Here is a 14,347-nt window from a genome sequence, read left to right on the forward strand (position 1 = left end):
CTGGTGTCTCATCGTCTCCGATGTCCTGGCGTGTGAAAAACGTTGTGTATCAAGTGAATCGCATGGCTCTGACATTTTCCGGTGGTGTCCATGCGGTGATCTGGACCTTCCCGCCGGACTGGGGTGCCTCGACAACTTGGTTGTCCCCCAACCAGATCCACACATGTCCTGGATAGGGCTGCACGATGTCGCCGGGCTGCAAGTCCGCCGCTGCGGTGATCGGCGTTCCTCGAGGGTCGTTGACCTGCGCGGAATCCTGGTGCGGCAGAACGATTCTTCCGTCCGTTGCTTGTGCGACCGCGTACAGGACCAGACCTGAACAGTCGAACCCGACCTTGTTGTAGTCGCCGTGCGCGTCGGCCACACCGCCGTCGATGACTCCGCGAGTCGGGCCGGCGACATCACCGCCGCCCCAGGCGTAATCGGTGCCCAGCCACCCCAGAGCCGCATCGACGACCCGCGAACCGCTCGCCGACGGAGGCCGAGGCTGGTCGACCCCGGCGAAGTCGGCGCGCCCGGCAATGATCTTGCGGACGTAGCTCGTCGTCTCCGCATTGCCGCATACCCCGCCGGAGGCGAGCGTGTTGCCGGGACCGCAGTTGTAGGCCGAGAGCATCAGTTCGGTGCCGTCACCAGAGACTTTGCCCTCGCGGAGCCACTGCTGCGTCTGCTCCCATACCTGGCAGTCGTAGTCGGCCATCGACATCACCGAGTCACCGATGGAGTTGACATCGGCCATGCCGTCGCCGTCGTGGTCCTGGCCGATCGAGGCCCAGGTGCCGGGCATGAACTGCCCCGGACCACGTGCCCCGGACGGGGAGACCGGCGAGGACGGGCCGTGGCGGAACTGGTTCTCGGCATAGAGCTGGGAGGCCAGCAGCGGAGCGTCGATCGCATCGCAGGTCTGAGCTGCCTTGACGATCCACTCGCGGAACTCCTCGGGGACCGAACCTGGCGCAAGGGACCTTCCGCCGGGGCGAGCCAGGCCGGTACAGCCTGCACCGAGCGGAGTCTCGGCCGCGACCAGTTGCACATTCGGCGAGCTCGGACGCTGCTGCGGGGCGTCGAGTTCGTTCGCATCGGCCAGCCACGGCATCGGATCGATGGGAGAGCCCCCGTCGAGCCGGCCGCCGGGCCAGACCTCGAAATGCAGGTGCGGGCCGGTCGAGCCACCGGCATTGCCGACCAAGCCGATCAGGTCCCCGGCGCGTACTTCGTCACCGACGGAGACGAGAACCCCGTCCGGAAACATGTGGCCGTGGACCGTCGAGATGGTCGAGCCGTCCGAGGTGGCCGAGTCGATGACAATCCAGTTGTCGAAGCCGTTCTCGTCACCGGCGCCGGAATCCCCGGCCGCGACGACGATGCCGTCGAGCGGTGCGTAGAAGGGCGTGCCGATCGGGGCCGCAAGGTCGACACCGTTGTGCGAGGCGCCCCAGCGCGGGCCGAAACCGGAGGTAAACGTGTACGTGCCGGTGACCATCGGCTGCACCTTCTTGCCGGTGGCAGCACGCAGACTGTTCGGCGACCGGGACGGTCCCTGCGTCGGCAGGCAGTTGTCCGGCTCGGGATTGTCGCTGCCGCACATCACCAGCGCGCCCATCAGCGCCACGACGCTGGCGGCCAGCGTAATTTTCGTCGTCGAAGAAGCCACGTACTCACCCCCCTTTGCATGAGTGCTTGTCGATAGCCCGCCCAGGCCATGCACGTGAGTGACTTCGCATCCGCCCGCCCGAGGTCGGATGCCGCGTGAGTGGAAGGCTTCGGTCCTGGCAACGGCACCACCCGTCCGCCGGGACCGCCCGGCCCTACCCGATCGCTTTGGCGAAAATGTTCACCATCGTGTCGATCGCGTTGTCCTTTCCATCCGGGGACCAGCTCGGATATGCGATGTGCGAATTCGAGGCGTAGAAGCTCGCCGCAGTGAACCCTTCGGAGACCAGCTGACCGATCTCGGCCGCGCCGTCACTGCTTGCCAGTGCCATCACCGACTGGCTCAGGCCGGCCAGATCACTGTCCTGCGGATGCACCGCCATCAGCGATCCGATCGGATCGCCCGGGTCGTGCAGTTGATCGGGGCTCATCTTCTGGCCCGGCGTGAGCACCCCGAGAGCCACCTGTGCCAGTTCCAGCGCGACCGGCATCAGCCGCGACAGCTCGAGCATGTTGCCGCTTTCGGCGACCGACCAGGCAATTTCCTGCATCTCACCGACGTTGCGCGCCAAGCGGATCACATCGACGTTGCCGAGCAGATCGAGCACCAGGCCTGCGATCGCGGCCGTGCCGGACGGATCCGGCACCATCGCCACCAGACGCGACAGGGTCTTGAAGTCCACCCCGGCGGCCATCTTCACCAGCGGGGAGAGCTGATTGTTCAGATCCCCCGCGACCGCGTGCGCGCCACGCACATCACCGGTGGCGAGCTTGATCGGGAGCTGCTGCAACCCGGCCGCCACCGCTGCGTAGTCGATCGTGGTCACCCCGGAGACCACATTGAGCAGCTGATTGATGATCGTCGTGGGCTTGGCGACCGAGAGCACCTGTGTGGCAGTCCGTAACTCGGCCGGACCCGAGGCTGCCAAGGGCGACAGGCCCGCGACCAGCGTGTCCGCCGAGCTCGCCAGCGTCGACACGTCGATCGGCTCACCCGAGGCCCGCGACTTGAGTAGGGCCGTGCTCATGTCGGTCACCGCTTCGGCGGCCGAGAGCACCGCCGGAACATCGACCTGCGCGAGCGTGTCGAGCACGCTCGCCGTCGTCGCCTCCGGCGATCCCTCGGGAGCCGAGGTGAACGACTCCCGTGCACCCGGATTGCTGTCGATCCACTGCCGCGCCTGGTCTACCGGCGTCAGAGTCTCCGACACCAACCGCGCCTGCTGCGTGATGCGGGCAATGTTCGCCGCCGAGGTCGTCGATGTCGGACCTGCGACATCGAGCGCGGCCACCGATTCGGCCAGCCGAGATGCCGCCCCGAACACTGCCGACAGATCAGCATTGCGCCAGTTGCCCGGTGAGGACAGCTCATCGACCAGCGACGAATGCGCCACTGTCGACTCACCGGTGATCGTCGGAGTCTGCGGTGTGGCGGTCGAGGCGAGTTCGGCAGAGACGTCGACCGCCCCCGGCGGATTGGCGATGATCCGACCCAGCGAGGCTAGGAACGGTGTCGACTCGCCATCGGTGTTGCAGTACGCATCGTCCGGGTGGCAGATGTCGAACACCTTGCCCGCGAGCTTGCCGAACCCTTCCGGGGCCGGCCCCGCGATGCCCTGACCGTCGAGCGGCGGGCCGATCAACGTTGCGCCCTCGGTGCCCCGCTTCGGATTGGCGAGCAGAATCACCGCCTTGACCTGTTGCGGAGTGACCGGTCCGAGCCCGTGGCCGATGGTGACGGCCAGATCGTTGCCGATCTGCGCGCCCTGGCTGTATCCCGCGATGAGGTACTTCGACGCCGGGCACCGCTCCATCAGCTCCGACGCCGCTTTGTCACCCCGGGACTTCGATTCGGCATAGGAGGTGCCGTTGAAGAACGCCTCCCCCGGATACGGCACGTACACCGCGTCGACGTTCTTCCCGAACCGCTGCTCGAGCGCGTCACCGACCGCCGCGAGCATCCCCGTCGGCACCTTCGGATCGGCGTTAGCCGAGGTCTCCGTCGTGCCGGGAATCATCAGCGCGATCGTGCGCGCACAGCCGTTCGTCTCCGCAGCATGAGCAACGGTCGGCGTGCTCACCGCGGCCGCAGTGGTTACTGCCGCCGCTGCCAGAGCTAGACCAGTCTTCCTCATCCGGACTATCCCCTGACTTCTTCGATGGAGCGGATCATCACCCGGCCGTCCTCTGCCGTGGTCGTCGTGATGCGCTGTTTGAACTCGCTGCGCCGATCCGGGCGGATCTCGGTGATCTGCGCGCTGTAGGCGTTCGGCCCGATTGCCGTCACCTCAAGGCAGTGCGTGGTCCCCAGAGGAACGGTGTCGATGCCCTGCTGGATCGTCGCTGCATCGGGTAACGGCGCATCCGGGGCCATCAGCTCCCGCACTTCCGCACCCGACCGCAGCAGGTAATAGCGGTGTTCGAGTGCCGCGATCACCCCTTCACCCGATGACTGGTCGCCTTCACCGGGCGAGCACGGATCATCGGCCGCCGCAGACGCCGTGGTCGAAGCCAGCGCTGCTGTGGCCGGAACCAGATCACCGAAGTCCGGCTCGTCGTCGCCCCCGAACAGTGCCGACACGCCCCAGCCAACCATTCCCACCACTGCAACAGCGGCGAGGCCAAGTCCGGCATAGGTCACCATCCGACCGGAAGGCCGGGGCATCGGCGGGCCGCCGACCTTTTCTGACGGGCGAGCAACGCGGCGGCCGATGTCGGCCGCCGCGACCACCCGAGACTCCGACTCACGTGTGGGCGCTGCCTTCACGGAGGAAAAGCGCTCCTCGGCCGCCGGTACCGGTGCCGGTGCCGACGTCCGAACCATGCGGGTCCGGGGCGCGGTCGCATCGAGCACCCGCGGCGAACCTGCTCGGTTGTTCCGCTTCATCGGTTCGTCTCCCTTTCGACCGGAACTCAGGCGTCGACCGCCGGAGCCTGCGTGCCGAGACCCTGACCGACCGCTTCACTGACCAGGCGCGATGCCAGACCCGGCGTCGCGTCGGTGAAGAACGATTCGAGTGCCTGGTCGACCTGCTCGATGACCTGCTCGCCGCCCGGCTGTGCCTGCACGAAGTCACGGACCTGTGTGTCGAGCGACGGAGCGGTCTCGGTAGCGAAGGTCTGCACCGCCTCGGCAGCGGCCGCACCCACCGGATCTTCCGACCACTGTGCGAGCGTGGTGTCGACCTGCTCGGCGATCTGCTCGGCCTCGACATCGGGCACTTCGGCCTCGATCGGCGTGGCGTCCTCGCCCGCACCGTAGGCAGTACCGACCCCGTATCCGGCCAGGCCGCCCCCGACCGCACCGAGGGTGCCGCCGACCGCGCATCCGGCCGCGAAGCCTCCTGCTGCGCCTGCTGCCGTGGCAGCAACACCGGAGGTGACCGGAGCCACCCCCGGAATCGGCACGGGCACCATCGTGCCCATGCCAGCGCCGACGATGCCCGAGACCGTGGACACCGCCAGGGCCGTCGGGACACCGGCCGCCAAGCATCCGGCTCCGAACCCGGCCGCTGCGCCCGCCGCCGTGCCTGCGACCTGTGCGGATGCGATCTTCTCGGCTTCTTCGGCCTCCATGCCGGTCGACCGGTGGTAGTCGGTCACCATCGCCTCGACCACGGCGGTCGTGCGGTTGGTCTTTTCGGCGTCGACATCGGAGATCCAGTTGGGCTGATCGAAGATCACCCGACCGAAACGCATCTTGTTGGCCGGGGCCTCGATCGGCAGGGTCGGCCCCTCGACGATGACCGGCACCTGCGGAACGGGAGCGTTGTAGCCCGAGTCGCCGCCACCGGAGTAGCCCGAGTAGCCGGAGTTTCCGCCACCGGAGTAGCTGTTGTACTGCGTCATCGACACGCCGCCGCCGGTCTGCGGGTTGTAGGCACGGGTTCCGCGGTTGTACTCGGCCGGAGGCGCAACCCAGAAGTTTTCGGCCGGCTGCGGCTCAGGGGACGACGGGGCCGGAGCCGGGGCCGAAGGCGGCGTGGACGTGATACCGGCCTGGCCGCCACCGGACTGCGGCGGGGACGTGATCCCCGCCTGACCGCCACCGGAGTCATCGGTCGGAGCCGCTGCTGCCGTCGGCGCAAAGGCGATGAGCAACCCGGCCGCCGCCGGTGCCAGGGTCGCAGTGCTGAGCACCGCACTAGTCGTTCGACGGCGCCGGTGTCTGCCGGTGCGGGAAGCCAACCGATCTTCGTTGGATACGGACATATACATCGCCTTTCGTGCGGATGAACCGAGTCCCGTGTGCGTGAAGGACCTGAGCGAGATAGGGAAACCGCCGGTCCGAAATCCGGGAGAGGGTGAACCTCGGCTCGGCGGTAGTCAGTGGTCCGAGCGCGTTCACGGCAGATGACGCAGGTGGGAATCGGGACTCGAGCCCATGCCCCTGCCCGCCCGTGCCGAGATGGTCGGGCAGGTCACTGCAGGAAAGAAGAAGTCCGCTTGGGCACGTGTCCGTGGGGCCGGACATGCGCGGAAACGCTGCTGCCAGCGCACAGTCGAGTAACGCAAGAACAGCAGTGCCCGAAAAAGAAGTGGGCTCTCCTCGTCGGCAGCGACCTGGTGCCCGAGCTTGCGTAGCACGCCCGGATGGGTCGTTACGTGAGTGGTTCAACCCCCGGATACGTGACACCGACGCCAATCACTGACACGTGTCCGGGGTTTTCCCTCTTTGCCGGTGGCCTCACCGCGGCTCCGCACTCTGGTTGCCAGCCAGAGGCGCGCACACCCGGCTCAGCCGATAGCTACCTCCTTCGCAGCGAACACTTCGGTTGAAACTCTATTCCGGAACATTACAACAAACTTTATTCAAGTGGAAGATGACGCAGACCATTCCTGTAGGGCAGTGTTATCCGTCGTGGAAAGGTTGTGGGCATGACGAGACGGCCTCTTCGGGGTTTCGACCGGGAGAGGCTGATCGATCTGCGGACGAAGAAGGGTTACACCCGTGGCGACCTGGCGAGGTTCGCCGAAGTGAGTGTGGCGGCCGTTCGCGCCTGGGAATCCGGGCAGGCCACTCCACAGGTAGACCGGTTGGCCCGAGTGGTCAAAGCCCTCGAAGTCCCGATGTCCGAGCTGGTGCGGATACCCCCGCACGAGCGGTACCTGGGCGATCTGCGAGTCCAGGCCGGCCTGACCCAGCCCCAATTGGCGCTCGAGGTCGGCATTTCCACGGCCTCGCTCAGCAGCCTGGAGCTGGGGGAAACGTCGCTGCGCGAAGCGATTGCCGAGCGACTGGCCAAAGCCTTGGGTGTGGACACAGCCGAGATCCGTGCCGCTTACGAACGTTCCCGAACCCGACCGCCGGGCACGCCGGTCTGACGCGCGCGACACGCTGTGTGTCGACATACGGAACGTACGGATTACCACGTCTGGACTCCCCCCGCGGAGATAGCAGCCCGCCTCACGCAGACATGCGGAGACGGCCGAAACCGGCTGTGCTACATCCGAGGCCGAGTCGACAAGCCTCAGGAAATCCCCACGGGCGGGGACGCGGAAGACAAACTACCAGATCACTGCAGGTATCCGGGGACCGACCTACCCTCCCAGGCGCCCCCGATCGGACCCACGCAATTCCACTGCGGGCGCACCGAACTCGCCGGCCGGCACCGAAACCTGCACGAGCACGAGACGGTCGCTGAGAGGTCCGGGATACGGGCTGATCGACAATTGCGCTGTTCGCCATCCCGATTCGGACCGAAGGCGAGCCCGAGCAGATCGAGGACCGGCATCACCCGAGCGAAAGGCCGCGAGCGCTTCCGCAAGAACGGACCGATCGTCAGGATGAACGATGTCGTTTCCGCCACTGACGTTCCGCCACGTCACCCAGGGCGGAGCATCGGGAAGCCACATGGTCAGAACAGCCAACTCGGCAGCGAACACGCCGGTGTAGACCCCAGCGGTTCGCAGCATCTCCTGCATTCCGAGTTCGCTCAACGTCGGCAACTCCGGCGCAGTCGTATCGGACACGTCATGCCAGAGCAGTCGAATGCCGACGTTGCCCGGATCGGTGCGACCTTTGCCCCAGCAGTACCAGCGCATTACGCGGCCGTCGGCGTGGAGAACCGACATCGGTGCCTCCCACTTGCGGCCGTGCACCGGATCGATCCCCAACTCGAACAACGAGGCCGAATCGTCGAACTTGACGGCCTTGGCGATGTACTCCGCAGGGGTCCGCTCCGGGACATGCGCTTCCGGCAGCACACCCGACATCATCGACGCTTCGACCGTCTGACCGATCACCATGCGTTCCAGTTCCCACGCGATACCGGCCACGATTCGAGGCGGGCTCGGAACCTGGCCGGGTTCGCCGACCCACACCTGGACGCCGTGCGCCTCACCACTGGGGCCGAGGACCGGCAGTGCTTCGATGTGGAACGTCTTCTGCGCCCCCTTGCGGGAGCGCACATCGATCCTGACCGCCCGGCGAGTGTGGACTGCTTCGTGAATGATCGGTGTGATCGGAAGATCCGGGGCCGGCTGAACTTGCCTGGTCACCGACGCCCAGTCCCGAACCGCTCCGCCGCAGCTGACAACGGACATCTCCTCGTCGATCAACGTCTCGACAAGATGCCACGTGTTGAGAATTACCATTAACTTATAACCTCCCCCGAGTTCGGGCACAGTGCAGCTGCCCAGGGAGGAACATACCGGCCAACCCGATTGGTCAACGAAGCGAGAGCATGACCTTCAACCCTCGCGGCTTGAGAGTGATCGCTTCATGAACGTCGAGTTCGTAGCCCGGTTCGGGAGCGAAGTCGTATCGCCGGATCAGCGACGCGAGCGTGAGCACCGCTTCGTGCAGGGCGAACTGCCGGCCGATGCATGCCCGGATTCCCGTGCCCCACGGCTTGAAGATGTGTGCCGGCCGCTTCCGCACCGCCTCGGGTTCGAATCGGTCCGGATCGAACCGCTCGGGGTCGTCGCCCCACAGAGGGTCGCGGTGCAGCTGCGGCAGCAGCACGAACACCCACGACCCCGGCGGCAGAGTCCGTCCGCCGAGCGTCGTCTCACCGCGCACCTTGCGGAAGTAGCCCGGCGCGGCCGGCCACAGCCGCAGCGTCTCGTCCACCACCCGCCGCACATAGCGCAGCTTGGCGACCTGCTCGTACCCGATCTGCCCGTCGACCCCGACGACTTCGGCGATCTCGGCGCGTGCCTTCGTCACGACCTCGGGATTCCGGCTCAGGAAATGGATGGCGAAGCCCAGGGTGGCCGCCGTGGTCTCGTTGCCCGCCACCAGGAAGGTAAGCACCTGGTTGCGGATCGCTTCACGGTCGAGCTGCTCACCGGTGTCCGGGTCGGCGGTGTGCATCATCAGATCCAGCAGATCGGGGTGCCTGTCGTCCGAGCGCATCCGCTCCTCGACGATGCGATCGACGGTGTCCTGCATCAACGCGATGTCGCGGGCGTGCTGCTCCCGGGCGCTGCGGCCGAACAGGGCGCGCAGGATCGGGATGTCGTTCGAGGAACGGTTGATGTACTCGAGGGCCCGGCTCATCGCCTCGATGAACGGATCGGGTTCGGCCCGGTTGAACGAGTCGAAGTCGTAGCTGAACCCGCATCGCCCGATCACGTCGAAGGTCAGTGATGTCATGCCCTGCGGCACGTCGACATAGCGGCCGTCCGAGGCTGCCTCATCCCAGGAGTGCAGCAGTTGATCGATCACCGTGAGCATCGAGTCGTGGTAGCTGCGCATCGCGGCCTGGCTGAAACCCGGGCCGAGGATGTTGTGGGCCTTGCGCCAATTCGGTTCGGAATTGAACGCCGTGAACAACCCGTCACCAGCGATAACACGGAGTTTGCGGAGCGGCTTGCCGAGGAACTTCGCCCACTTCTCCTCATCGTTGACCTCCCGCACCAGGTCGGCTCCGGAGACCACGACCAGCCGATGCTGCAGGATCTTGCGCTCGAAGATCCCGCCGAGTTCCCGCGCCATCTGCATCTCGTGCTGGACCGGTTTGGCGACGTCGATGCTGAGCAGATCACCCAGCAGCGGCAGTCTCCACCGAGGTCGTGGGATCGGTTGGGGGTCGGTGGTGCTCGCGGGGCTGCTCGCGGGGCTGCTCGCTGAAAGCTGCGGTGACGCCATTTCTGAGAGTGTGCCCCACAGTCCGTGTGACCCACACCGCACCCTCCCGTCGTCCCCTCCCACGCCTCGGCCCATGTCCCACTAGTCGACACGCGCCACGCCGATGCACGTGGGTAACTGACAACGGCGGGCCGGCCCGCTAATCTGAGGCAGATTCATGGGCCGATCTTGAAGAACGGGGGTTTACGCATGGCACAGCCACATAAGGGTGACCGCGCCGCGATGACTCTTCGTATCCCGGCTGAGCTGCACGAACAGCTCCGCAAGGACGCCGGGGACGCCAAGGTTGCGCTGTCCCAGTACGTCGCCGACCTCCTCGCCCTTCAGGCGGGTCGGCCGGACCTTGCTCGCGAGATCAAGGCGGTGCCCGTGTAAACGCCACCAGAGAGGGACGCTAGCCGCCAACTAGCCCGCCCTCAGAAGCAGAAAACCCCCCACCTGCCAGGGTGGAGGGTTTCCCAACCAAATATCTGCCCGATCGGTCGCCAAACGTTTCGGGCATTCAACTTTCCGCTCAGAAAGTCTTCGCTATGCATATTAGCGAGCACTGCTCGTTTGGTTCAACTTCCCCTTCAAATCACATCTCCGCGTGTCGCCCCCGACGGAGCACGAATGCACCGCGCGACCGTGGCCCCGGCCGCGCCGCCCCCAAGACCCGTCGCGGCCGCCGTCGCGGCAGCTACAGTCTCCGCGTTGCCGAAGGCGCCTACTCCCCCATCCCCGTCTGGGACTCCCGGGCCGGCTGGATGCGCCAGATCATCACCTGGGCGCGCAGCGAGAGCGGCATCAAAATCTGCAGCCAACACCACATCGCGCCGGACAAGTTCATCGCTGCAGCCGGAGCCCACGCCGCCTACGCCGACGAAGCCACCGGCCGTAGCCTCACCGCTGCCCGCGACACACTCGCCGAATACGCAGGCATCAGCACCGACGTTCTCGACCGCGCCCGCCGGATCCTCCGCCGCATCGGGGCCGCGGTCGAACTCGTCCGCGGCCGCTACCTCACCATCGCCGAACGCATCGAAGCCAGCCTCACCCACGGCGGTAAGCAACTCCGCGCGGCCTCCGTGTGGGCCTTGACCAGCGGGTTCACCGCAGATCTTTCGGTTTATCCACAGTTTCCGAATCATGCGGATCTACCAGAGAACCCCTTGGGTTCTCTGGGTATCTCTTGTTCTCGAGTAATCACCAACGCGCGCGCTTCGCGCCGCGCACGGGCCTCGACGAAGGGGCCGGGACAACCGCGGCCGTTGCACGCTCAGATCGCCGCTGCGCGCCTGGCCGACCGGCTCGCACCGGTCATGCCCGGCTTCCGAGGCGTCGACCGCCACGGCCACCACGTACCTGGCACCGACCACCAGCACATCGGAGCTATCACCGATGCCCTCATCGACGCGGGCATCGACACCACCCGCTGGACCGGCGACGCCATTGCCGACCGGATCACCGAATTCCGCCGCGACCGCACCATGCCGCACCTAGCGTCCCCGATGGCCTTCCTGCGCTGGCAACTCGGCGCCCTCGCCGACGTGTGGTCCACACCCACCCCCGCCGAGCGCCGCACTCAGATCCAGGCCGAACGTGCCGCGGCCCGTGCAGCCGAACTCGCTGAACGTGCCGCCAACCCCCCGGCCAGCGAACAGACCCGAACCACCGCCTACGCCGAGATTCGCCGCGTACTCGAGGCCCGCCGCGGCACCACGGTGAGTACCGCCCGTAAGGACCGTTTCGGACGTCGCATCCGCTGATAGGTCCACGCCCCGAGGCCACCGAGTCGAACCTGCACCCGAAGTTACGATGAGAACCATGACCGGGAAAAAGCGCATGGCCTTCGACATCAGCGAAGCCGACGCCAACCGGATACGCGCCGCCTACGTCGGCACCCGCGCCGTCCTTCCCCCGGCCACCCTCAGCGAGTTCATCACCGACTTGTTGCTCGAGGCCACCGGACGCCTCGAGCGCGCCCACAACAAAGGCCGGCCCTGGCGCACCCCCAGCCGGGGCGAGCTCAAGTCCCTTTCCCAGACCGGTGTCGGACGCAACGCCCCCGGCCGCACGGACGAGAAGAACCAGCGATGACCAATACCTCGCGCACCCCACGCCCCAAGCTCGGTTTCCACACCGATCAAGCCGAACGAATCCGCGCCGCCTACCTCGGCACCCGCGCAGTCCTCCCCCCAAGCACCTTCGGCGAATTCCTCGAAGCAGCCGTCCTCGAGAAGATCGAACGGCTCGAAGCCGAACACAACAACGGCCGCCCGTGGGACACCCCGGCCGCCGGAGAAATCAAATCCACTGCCCAGACCGGCGTCGGCCGCTGGAACCGCGCCTGACCGCCAGGCCCGCGCAGCCGCTCCGCGGCCGCCGAACACGATAAGAATCGCTGCGCTCTCATACCGGCCCCGGACTCGTGGGCACAGACGCGCATGAGACTCGCATAACTCCCACTGTTGCTACGGGAAACGTGACAACAAGCAGTGCGGTCGGTGAACACGCACATGCGAACACGCCGAGAAACCCGGCGAGAACGGCCCCACCGTCGAAAAGCACGCAAGGAACGGGCCGAACGTGAACCATCGCGATCCCGCTCGTCCTTCTCGCAGCTGATGTCACCTTCGAGCCGCTGCGAGAACCCGCGATCCCGGCCGGTACACCCACCCAGCCTCATTCGCATTCCCCATCCTTCTCTCGACGCAGCCGGACTCTCGCCGTCGTCACCGTCCCCACCTGGCAGCGCCAGATAAGACCGCCCGCAAGAACCGGGCCGTCGGTACCTCATGACACAGTGCCGACCGGAACGCCCATCAATCCAGCGAGGGGGACCAACACCGTGGACGAGCTCTACCTGTATGCCCAGCTGTATGCCCAGGCCGGCGTGACCGTCGAACCGGAGGCTCCGCCCTTCCTGCGCGAGCTGGTCGGGAAGGCCGACGCATTCTGGTGGCTGCTGCTCATCGCAGGACTCGTCACGATCGGTGTCCTCATCGCCGGTCGGCAGCGAGGATCGCAGGCAGCCGGCGCAGCCTTCTTCGGCTACTGCGCGGCCGTTGCCGCCGCGATCGGCGCCGGCGCGCTGTTCTTCGGCATCTGACCCGGGACTGCTCGCGGGAGACGCGATGCTCGCCTCCGGTCCGGACCGGAGGCGTTTTCGGAGAACCAGTTCTGCCGGCTGGTGAGACAGCCCGGCCCCGCCGGTGCGACTCGGAAGCGTCCCGACCGAATCACACGCACACTCGGTCGGGACGCAGTCCTCTCACTCCGCGTTCTCGAATGAGAACCGTGCCGTGACCTGCAACTCTTATGCGAGACAGCACTTCTCATTTCATGGTTCCCATTGTTATTATGGGAACCATGAAAGCGATGAAGCGACGCAAGAACAAGAACGCCTCCGCACCCGCGAATGCGACAACAGTCAGCGGCTTCATGTGGTGCGCAGGAATCGCCATCACCGTGGTAATCGGAGCGGCCGGATTCATTCTCAGCTTCATCGCGCTCCGCGACCTGTGCATCCAGGCCGGCCAACCTCGGGAAATCGCCTTCTTGTTCCCCGTCATCGTCGACGGAACCATCCTCCAAGCGACGATGGGCGTCGTCTCCCGCCGCCACGACCCGGATGCGCGCCGATTCTTCTGGAAGATTCTCATCGGCGCCGCCACTGTCTCCATCGCAGGCAACGCGATCCACGCCGTTCTCACCCACGCCCCCGGCTTCAACCCCGTTCTCGCCGCCGTGATCGCCACCCTCCCTCCGATCTCACTGCTCGCATCCACGCACGCGCTGACCGTTCAAGGCCGTCGCACCACCTCCCCCACCGAGACGGTCACCGAGACTCACACCGAGAGCGCAGCCGAGGCCTCTTCGCAGCACAAGACCGCGGACGAGAATGCGACCGTGCCCGAGGCTCGCACCGAGAACGCCGACCAGAACCGGGCAACCATCGAGACCGTGTGCGAGGCACCGGCCGTCCCGCAGAACCGCACCACGACCGCCGACACTCTCCCCCGCCCGCTTGAAGCGCCCCTCGCCGAACTGCTCGAGACTCACCGCGAGGCCGACCCGACCCCCACCTTCCACTCCCACGAAGAACGCCGCGAATGGGCACTGGCCCGACGCAAGGCCGGGATCGAGGTCCCCGTCATCGCGCAGGAAGTCGACCGCTCCATCGCCACCGTCTACCGCTGGCTCTCCGAAGCCGACGAACCCGCCACCATATGACCATCACAAACACATCAGAAAACTGATTCTGGAACGTCAAACAGGAATCAATCAGAAATCAAAAAGACATCGCAAAACCGTGATGTCTGATGCACAACAGATTCACCTCGGCGCATCGAGCTCGGGCAGCCTCCCGGTTCGGTGCGCCGAGTCGCGTTTGTAGGTCGTTGACCGGGGGCGATCCGCCCCCGGACCCCCTTCGGGTCGAGTCCGGCGTGGACGAGCGGTGTGCTCGGGGGTGGGGGGTGGCAGTCGGATCATGGCCCCCTCGGTACCGGGGCCGGGAAACGTAGGCTCCCGCGGCCGGCGGACGGTGCCCCTCGCCCTGGCCAGGAGCGTGCCCGGCCCGTCTGCCGTGAGCATCCGGTCCACCGATCCCAGGGG

General features: G+C 66.3%; 13 protein-coding genes. 7 read left to right on the top strand and 6 right to left on the bottom strand.

Annotated features, from left to right (window positions below):
* Window positions 1-49 precede the first annotated feature (49 nt).
* The 4 genes from M1M07_RS26100 to M1M07_RS26115 all read right to left on the bottom strand — a co-directional run bounded on the left by M1M07_RS26100 (window position 50) and on the right by M1M07_RS26115 (window position 5,793).
* Window positions 50-1,654 (bottom strand): peptidoglycan DD-metalloendopeptidase family protein, encoded by a 1,605-nt coding sequence (locus M1M07_RS26100; protein WP_248676043.1) that lies wholly within the window; start codon window positions 1,652-1,654, stop codon window positions 50-52.
* A gap of 154 nt (window positions 1,655-1,808) precedes the next feature.
* Window positions 1,809-3,734, bottom strand: coding sequence for a cutinase family protein (locus tag M1M07_RS26105; RefSeq protein ID WP_248676045.1), 1,926 nt, complete (start codon window positions 3,732-3,734; stop codon window positions 1,809-1,811).
* Window positions 3,735-3,793: 59 nt separating this feature from the next.
* On the bottom strand, window positions 3,794-4,540 hold the full coding sequence (locus M1M07_RS26110; protein ID WP_248676046.1) for a hypothetical protein: 747 nt from the start codon (window positions 4,538-4,540) through the stop codon (window positions 3,794-3,796).
* Between the two features lie 26 nt (window positions 4,541-4,566).
* The gene (locus M1M07_RS26115; RefSeq protein ID WP_248676048.1) at window positions 4,567-5,793 is read right to left on the bottom strand and encodes an insoluble domain protein; all 1,227 of its coding nucleotides are present in this window, start codon (window positions 5,791-5,793) and stop codon (window positions 4,567-4,569) included.
* A 738-nt stretch (window positions 5,794-6,531) separates the two neighbouring features.
* Between M1M07_RS26115 and M1M07_RS26120 the strand changes: the two genes are divergently transcribed.
* The gene (locus M1M07_RS26120) at window positions 6,532-6,978 is read left to right on the top strand and encodes a helix-turn-helix transcriptional regulator (RefSeq protein WP_248676062.1); all 447 of its coding nucleotides are present in this window, start codon (window positions 6,532-6,534) and stop codon (window positions 6,976-6,978) included.
* A 216-nt stretch (window positions 6,979-7,194) separates the two neighbouring features.
* Here the strand turns inward: M1M07_RS26120 and M1M07_RS26125 are convergent, their stop codons facing one another.
* Together M1M07_RS26125 and M1M07_RS26130 are read right to left on the bottom strand one after the other, a co-directional pair.
* A complete protein-coding gene (locus M1M07_RS26125; RefSeq protein WP_248676050.1) occupies window positions 7,195-8,280 on the bottom strand; it encodes a GAF domain-containing protein in 1,086 nt (361 codons plus the stop codon).
* Between the two features lie 43 nt (window positions 8,281-8,323).
* Window positions 8,324-9,748: a cytochrome P450 gene (locus M1M07_RS26130; protein ID WP_248676051.1), complete on the bottom strand. Its 1,425-nt coding sequence runs from the start codon at window positions 9,746-9,748 to the stop codon at window positions 8,324-8,326.
* Between the two features lie 189 nt (window positions 9,749-9,937).
* On the opposite strand from M1M07_RS26130, the gene M1M07_RS26135 reads away from it, so the two are divergent.
* From M1M07_RS26135 to M1M07_RS26160, 6 genes are all read left to right on the top strand, one after another.
* Complete coding sequence (locus M1M07_RS26135; RefSeq protein WP_248676052.1) at window positions 9,938-10,123, top strand: toxin-antitoxin system; 186 nt, start codon at window positions 9,938-9,940, stop codon at window positions 10,121-10,123.
* A 371-nt stretch (window positions 10,124-10,494) separates the two neighbouring features.
* Complete coding sequence (locus M1M07_RS26140; protein WP_248676054.1) at window positions 10,495-11,496, top strand: replication protein; 1,002 nt, start codon at window positions 10,495-10,497, stop codon at window positions 11,494-11,496.
* 58 nt (window positions 11,497-11,554) lie between these two features.
* The gene (locus M1M07_RS26145) at window positions 11,555-11,827 is read left to right on the top strand and encodes a hypothetical protein (RefSeq protein WP_248676055.1); all 273 of its coding nucleotides are present in this window, start codon (window positions 11,555-11,557) and stop codon (window positions 11,825-11,827) included.
* Window positions 11,824-12,081, top strand: a complete 258-nt coding sequence (locus M1M07_RS26150) for a hypothetical protein (protein ID WP_248676056.1) — start codon at window positions 11,824-11,826, stop codon at window positions 12,079-12,081. Before M1M07_RS26145 ends, M1M07_RS26150 begins: the two co-directional genes overlap by 4 nt.
* Before the next feature lie 497 nt (window positions 12,082-12,578).
* The gene (locus M1M07_RS26155; protein WP_248676058.1) at window positions 12,579-12,839 is read left to right on the top strand and encodes a hypothetical protein; all 261 of its coding nucleotides are present in this window, start codon (window positions 12,579-12,581) and stop codon (window positions 12,837-12,839) included.
* 260 nt (window positions 12,840-13,099) lie between these two features.
* Window positions 13,100-13,963, top strand: coding sequence for a DUF2637 domain-containing protein (locus M1M07_RS26160; protein WP_248676059.1), 864 nt, complete (start codon window positions 13,100-13,102; stop codon window positions 13,961-13,963).
* The last annotated feature ends 384 nt before the right edge of the window (window positions 13,964-14,347 follow it).

Origin of the sequence: Rhodococcus sp. HM1 (assembly GCF_023218075.1) — a bacterium.
Taxonomy (GTDB): domain Bacteria; phylum Actinomycetota; class Actinomycetes; order Mycobacteriales; family Mycobacteriaceae; genus Rhodococcus.

What these genes read in the sequence shown, in the direction of transcription:
- M1M07_RS26120 (WP_248676062.1), top strand. Translation starts at nt 6,532, where the DNA reads ATGACGAGACGGCCTCTTCGGGGTTTCGACCGGGAGAGGCTGATCGAT.
- M1M07_RS26110 (WP_248676046.1), bottom strand. Translation starts at nt 4,540, where the DNA reads ATGAAGCGGAACAACCGAGCAGGTTCGCCGCGGGTGCTCGATGCGACC.
- M1M07_RS26130 (WP_248676051.1), bottom strand. Translation starts at nt 9,748, where the DNA reads ATGGCGTCACCGCAGCTTTCAGCGAGCAGCCCCGCGAGCAGCCCCGCG.
- M1M07_RS26160 (WP_248676059.1), top strand. Translation starts at nt 13,100, where the DNA reads ATGAAAGCGATGAAGCGACGCAAGAACAAGAACGCCTCCGCACCCGCG.
- M1M07_RS26150 (WP_248676056.1), top strand. Translation starts at nt 11,824, where the DNA reads ATGACCAATACCTCGCGCACCCCACGCCCCAAGCTCGGTTTCCACACC.
- M1M07_RS26145 (WP_248676055.1), top strand. Translation starts at nt 11,555, where the DNA reads ATGACCGGGAAAAAGCGCATGGCCTTCGACATCAGCGAAGCCGACGCC.
- M1M07_RS26140 (WP_248676054.1), top strand. Translation starts at nt 10,495, where the DNA reads ATGCGCCAGATCATCACCTGGGCGCGCAGCGAGAGCGGCATCAAAATC.
- M1M07_RS26135 (WP_248676052.1), top strand. Translation starts at nt 9,938, where the DNA reads ATGGCACAGCCACATAAGGGTGACCGCGCCGCGATGACTCTTCGTATC.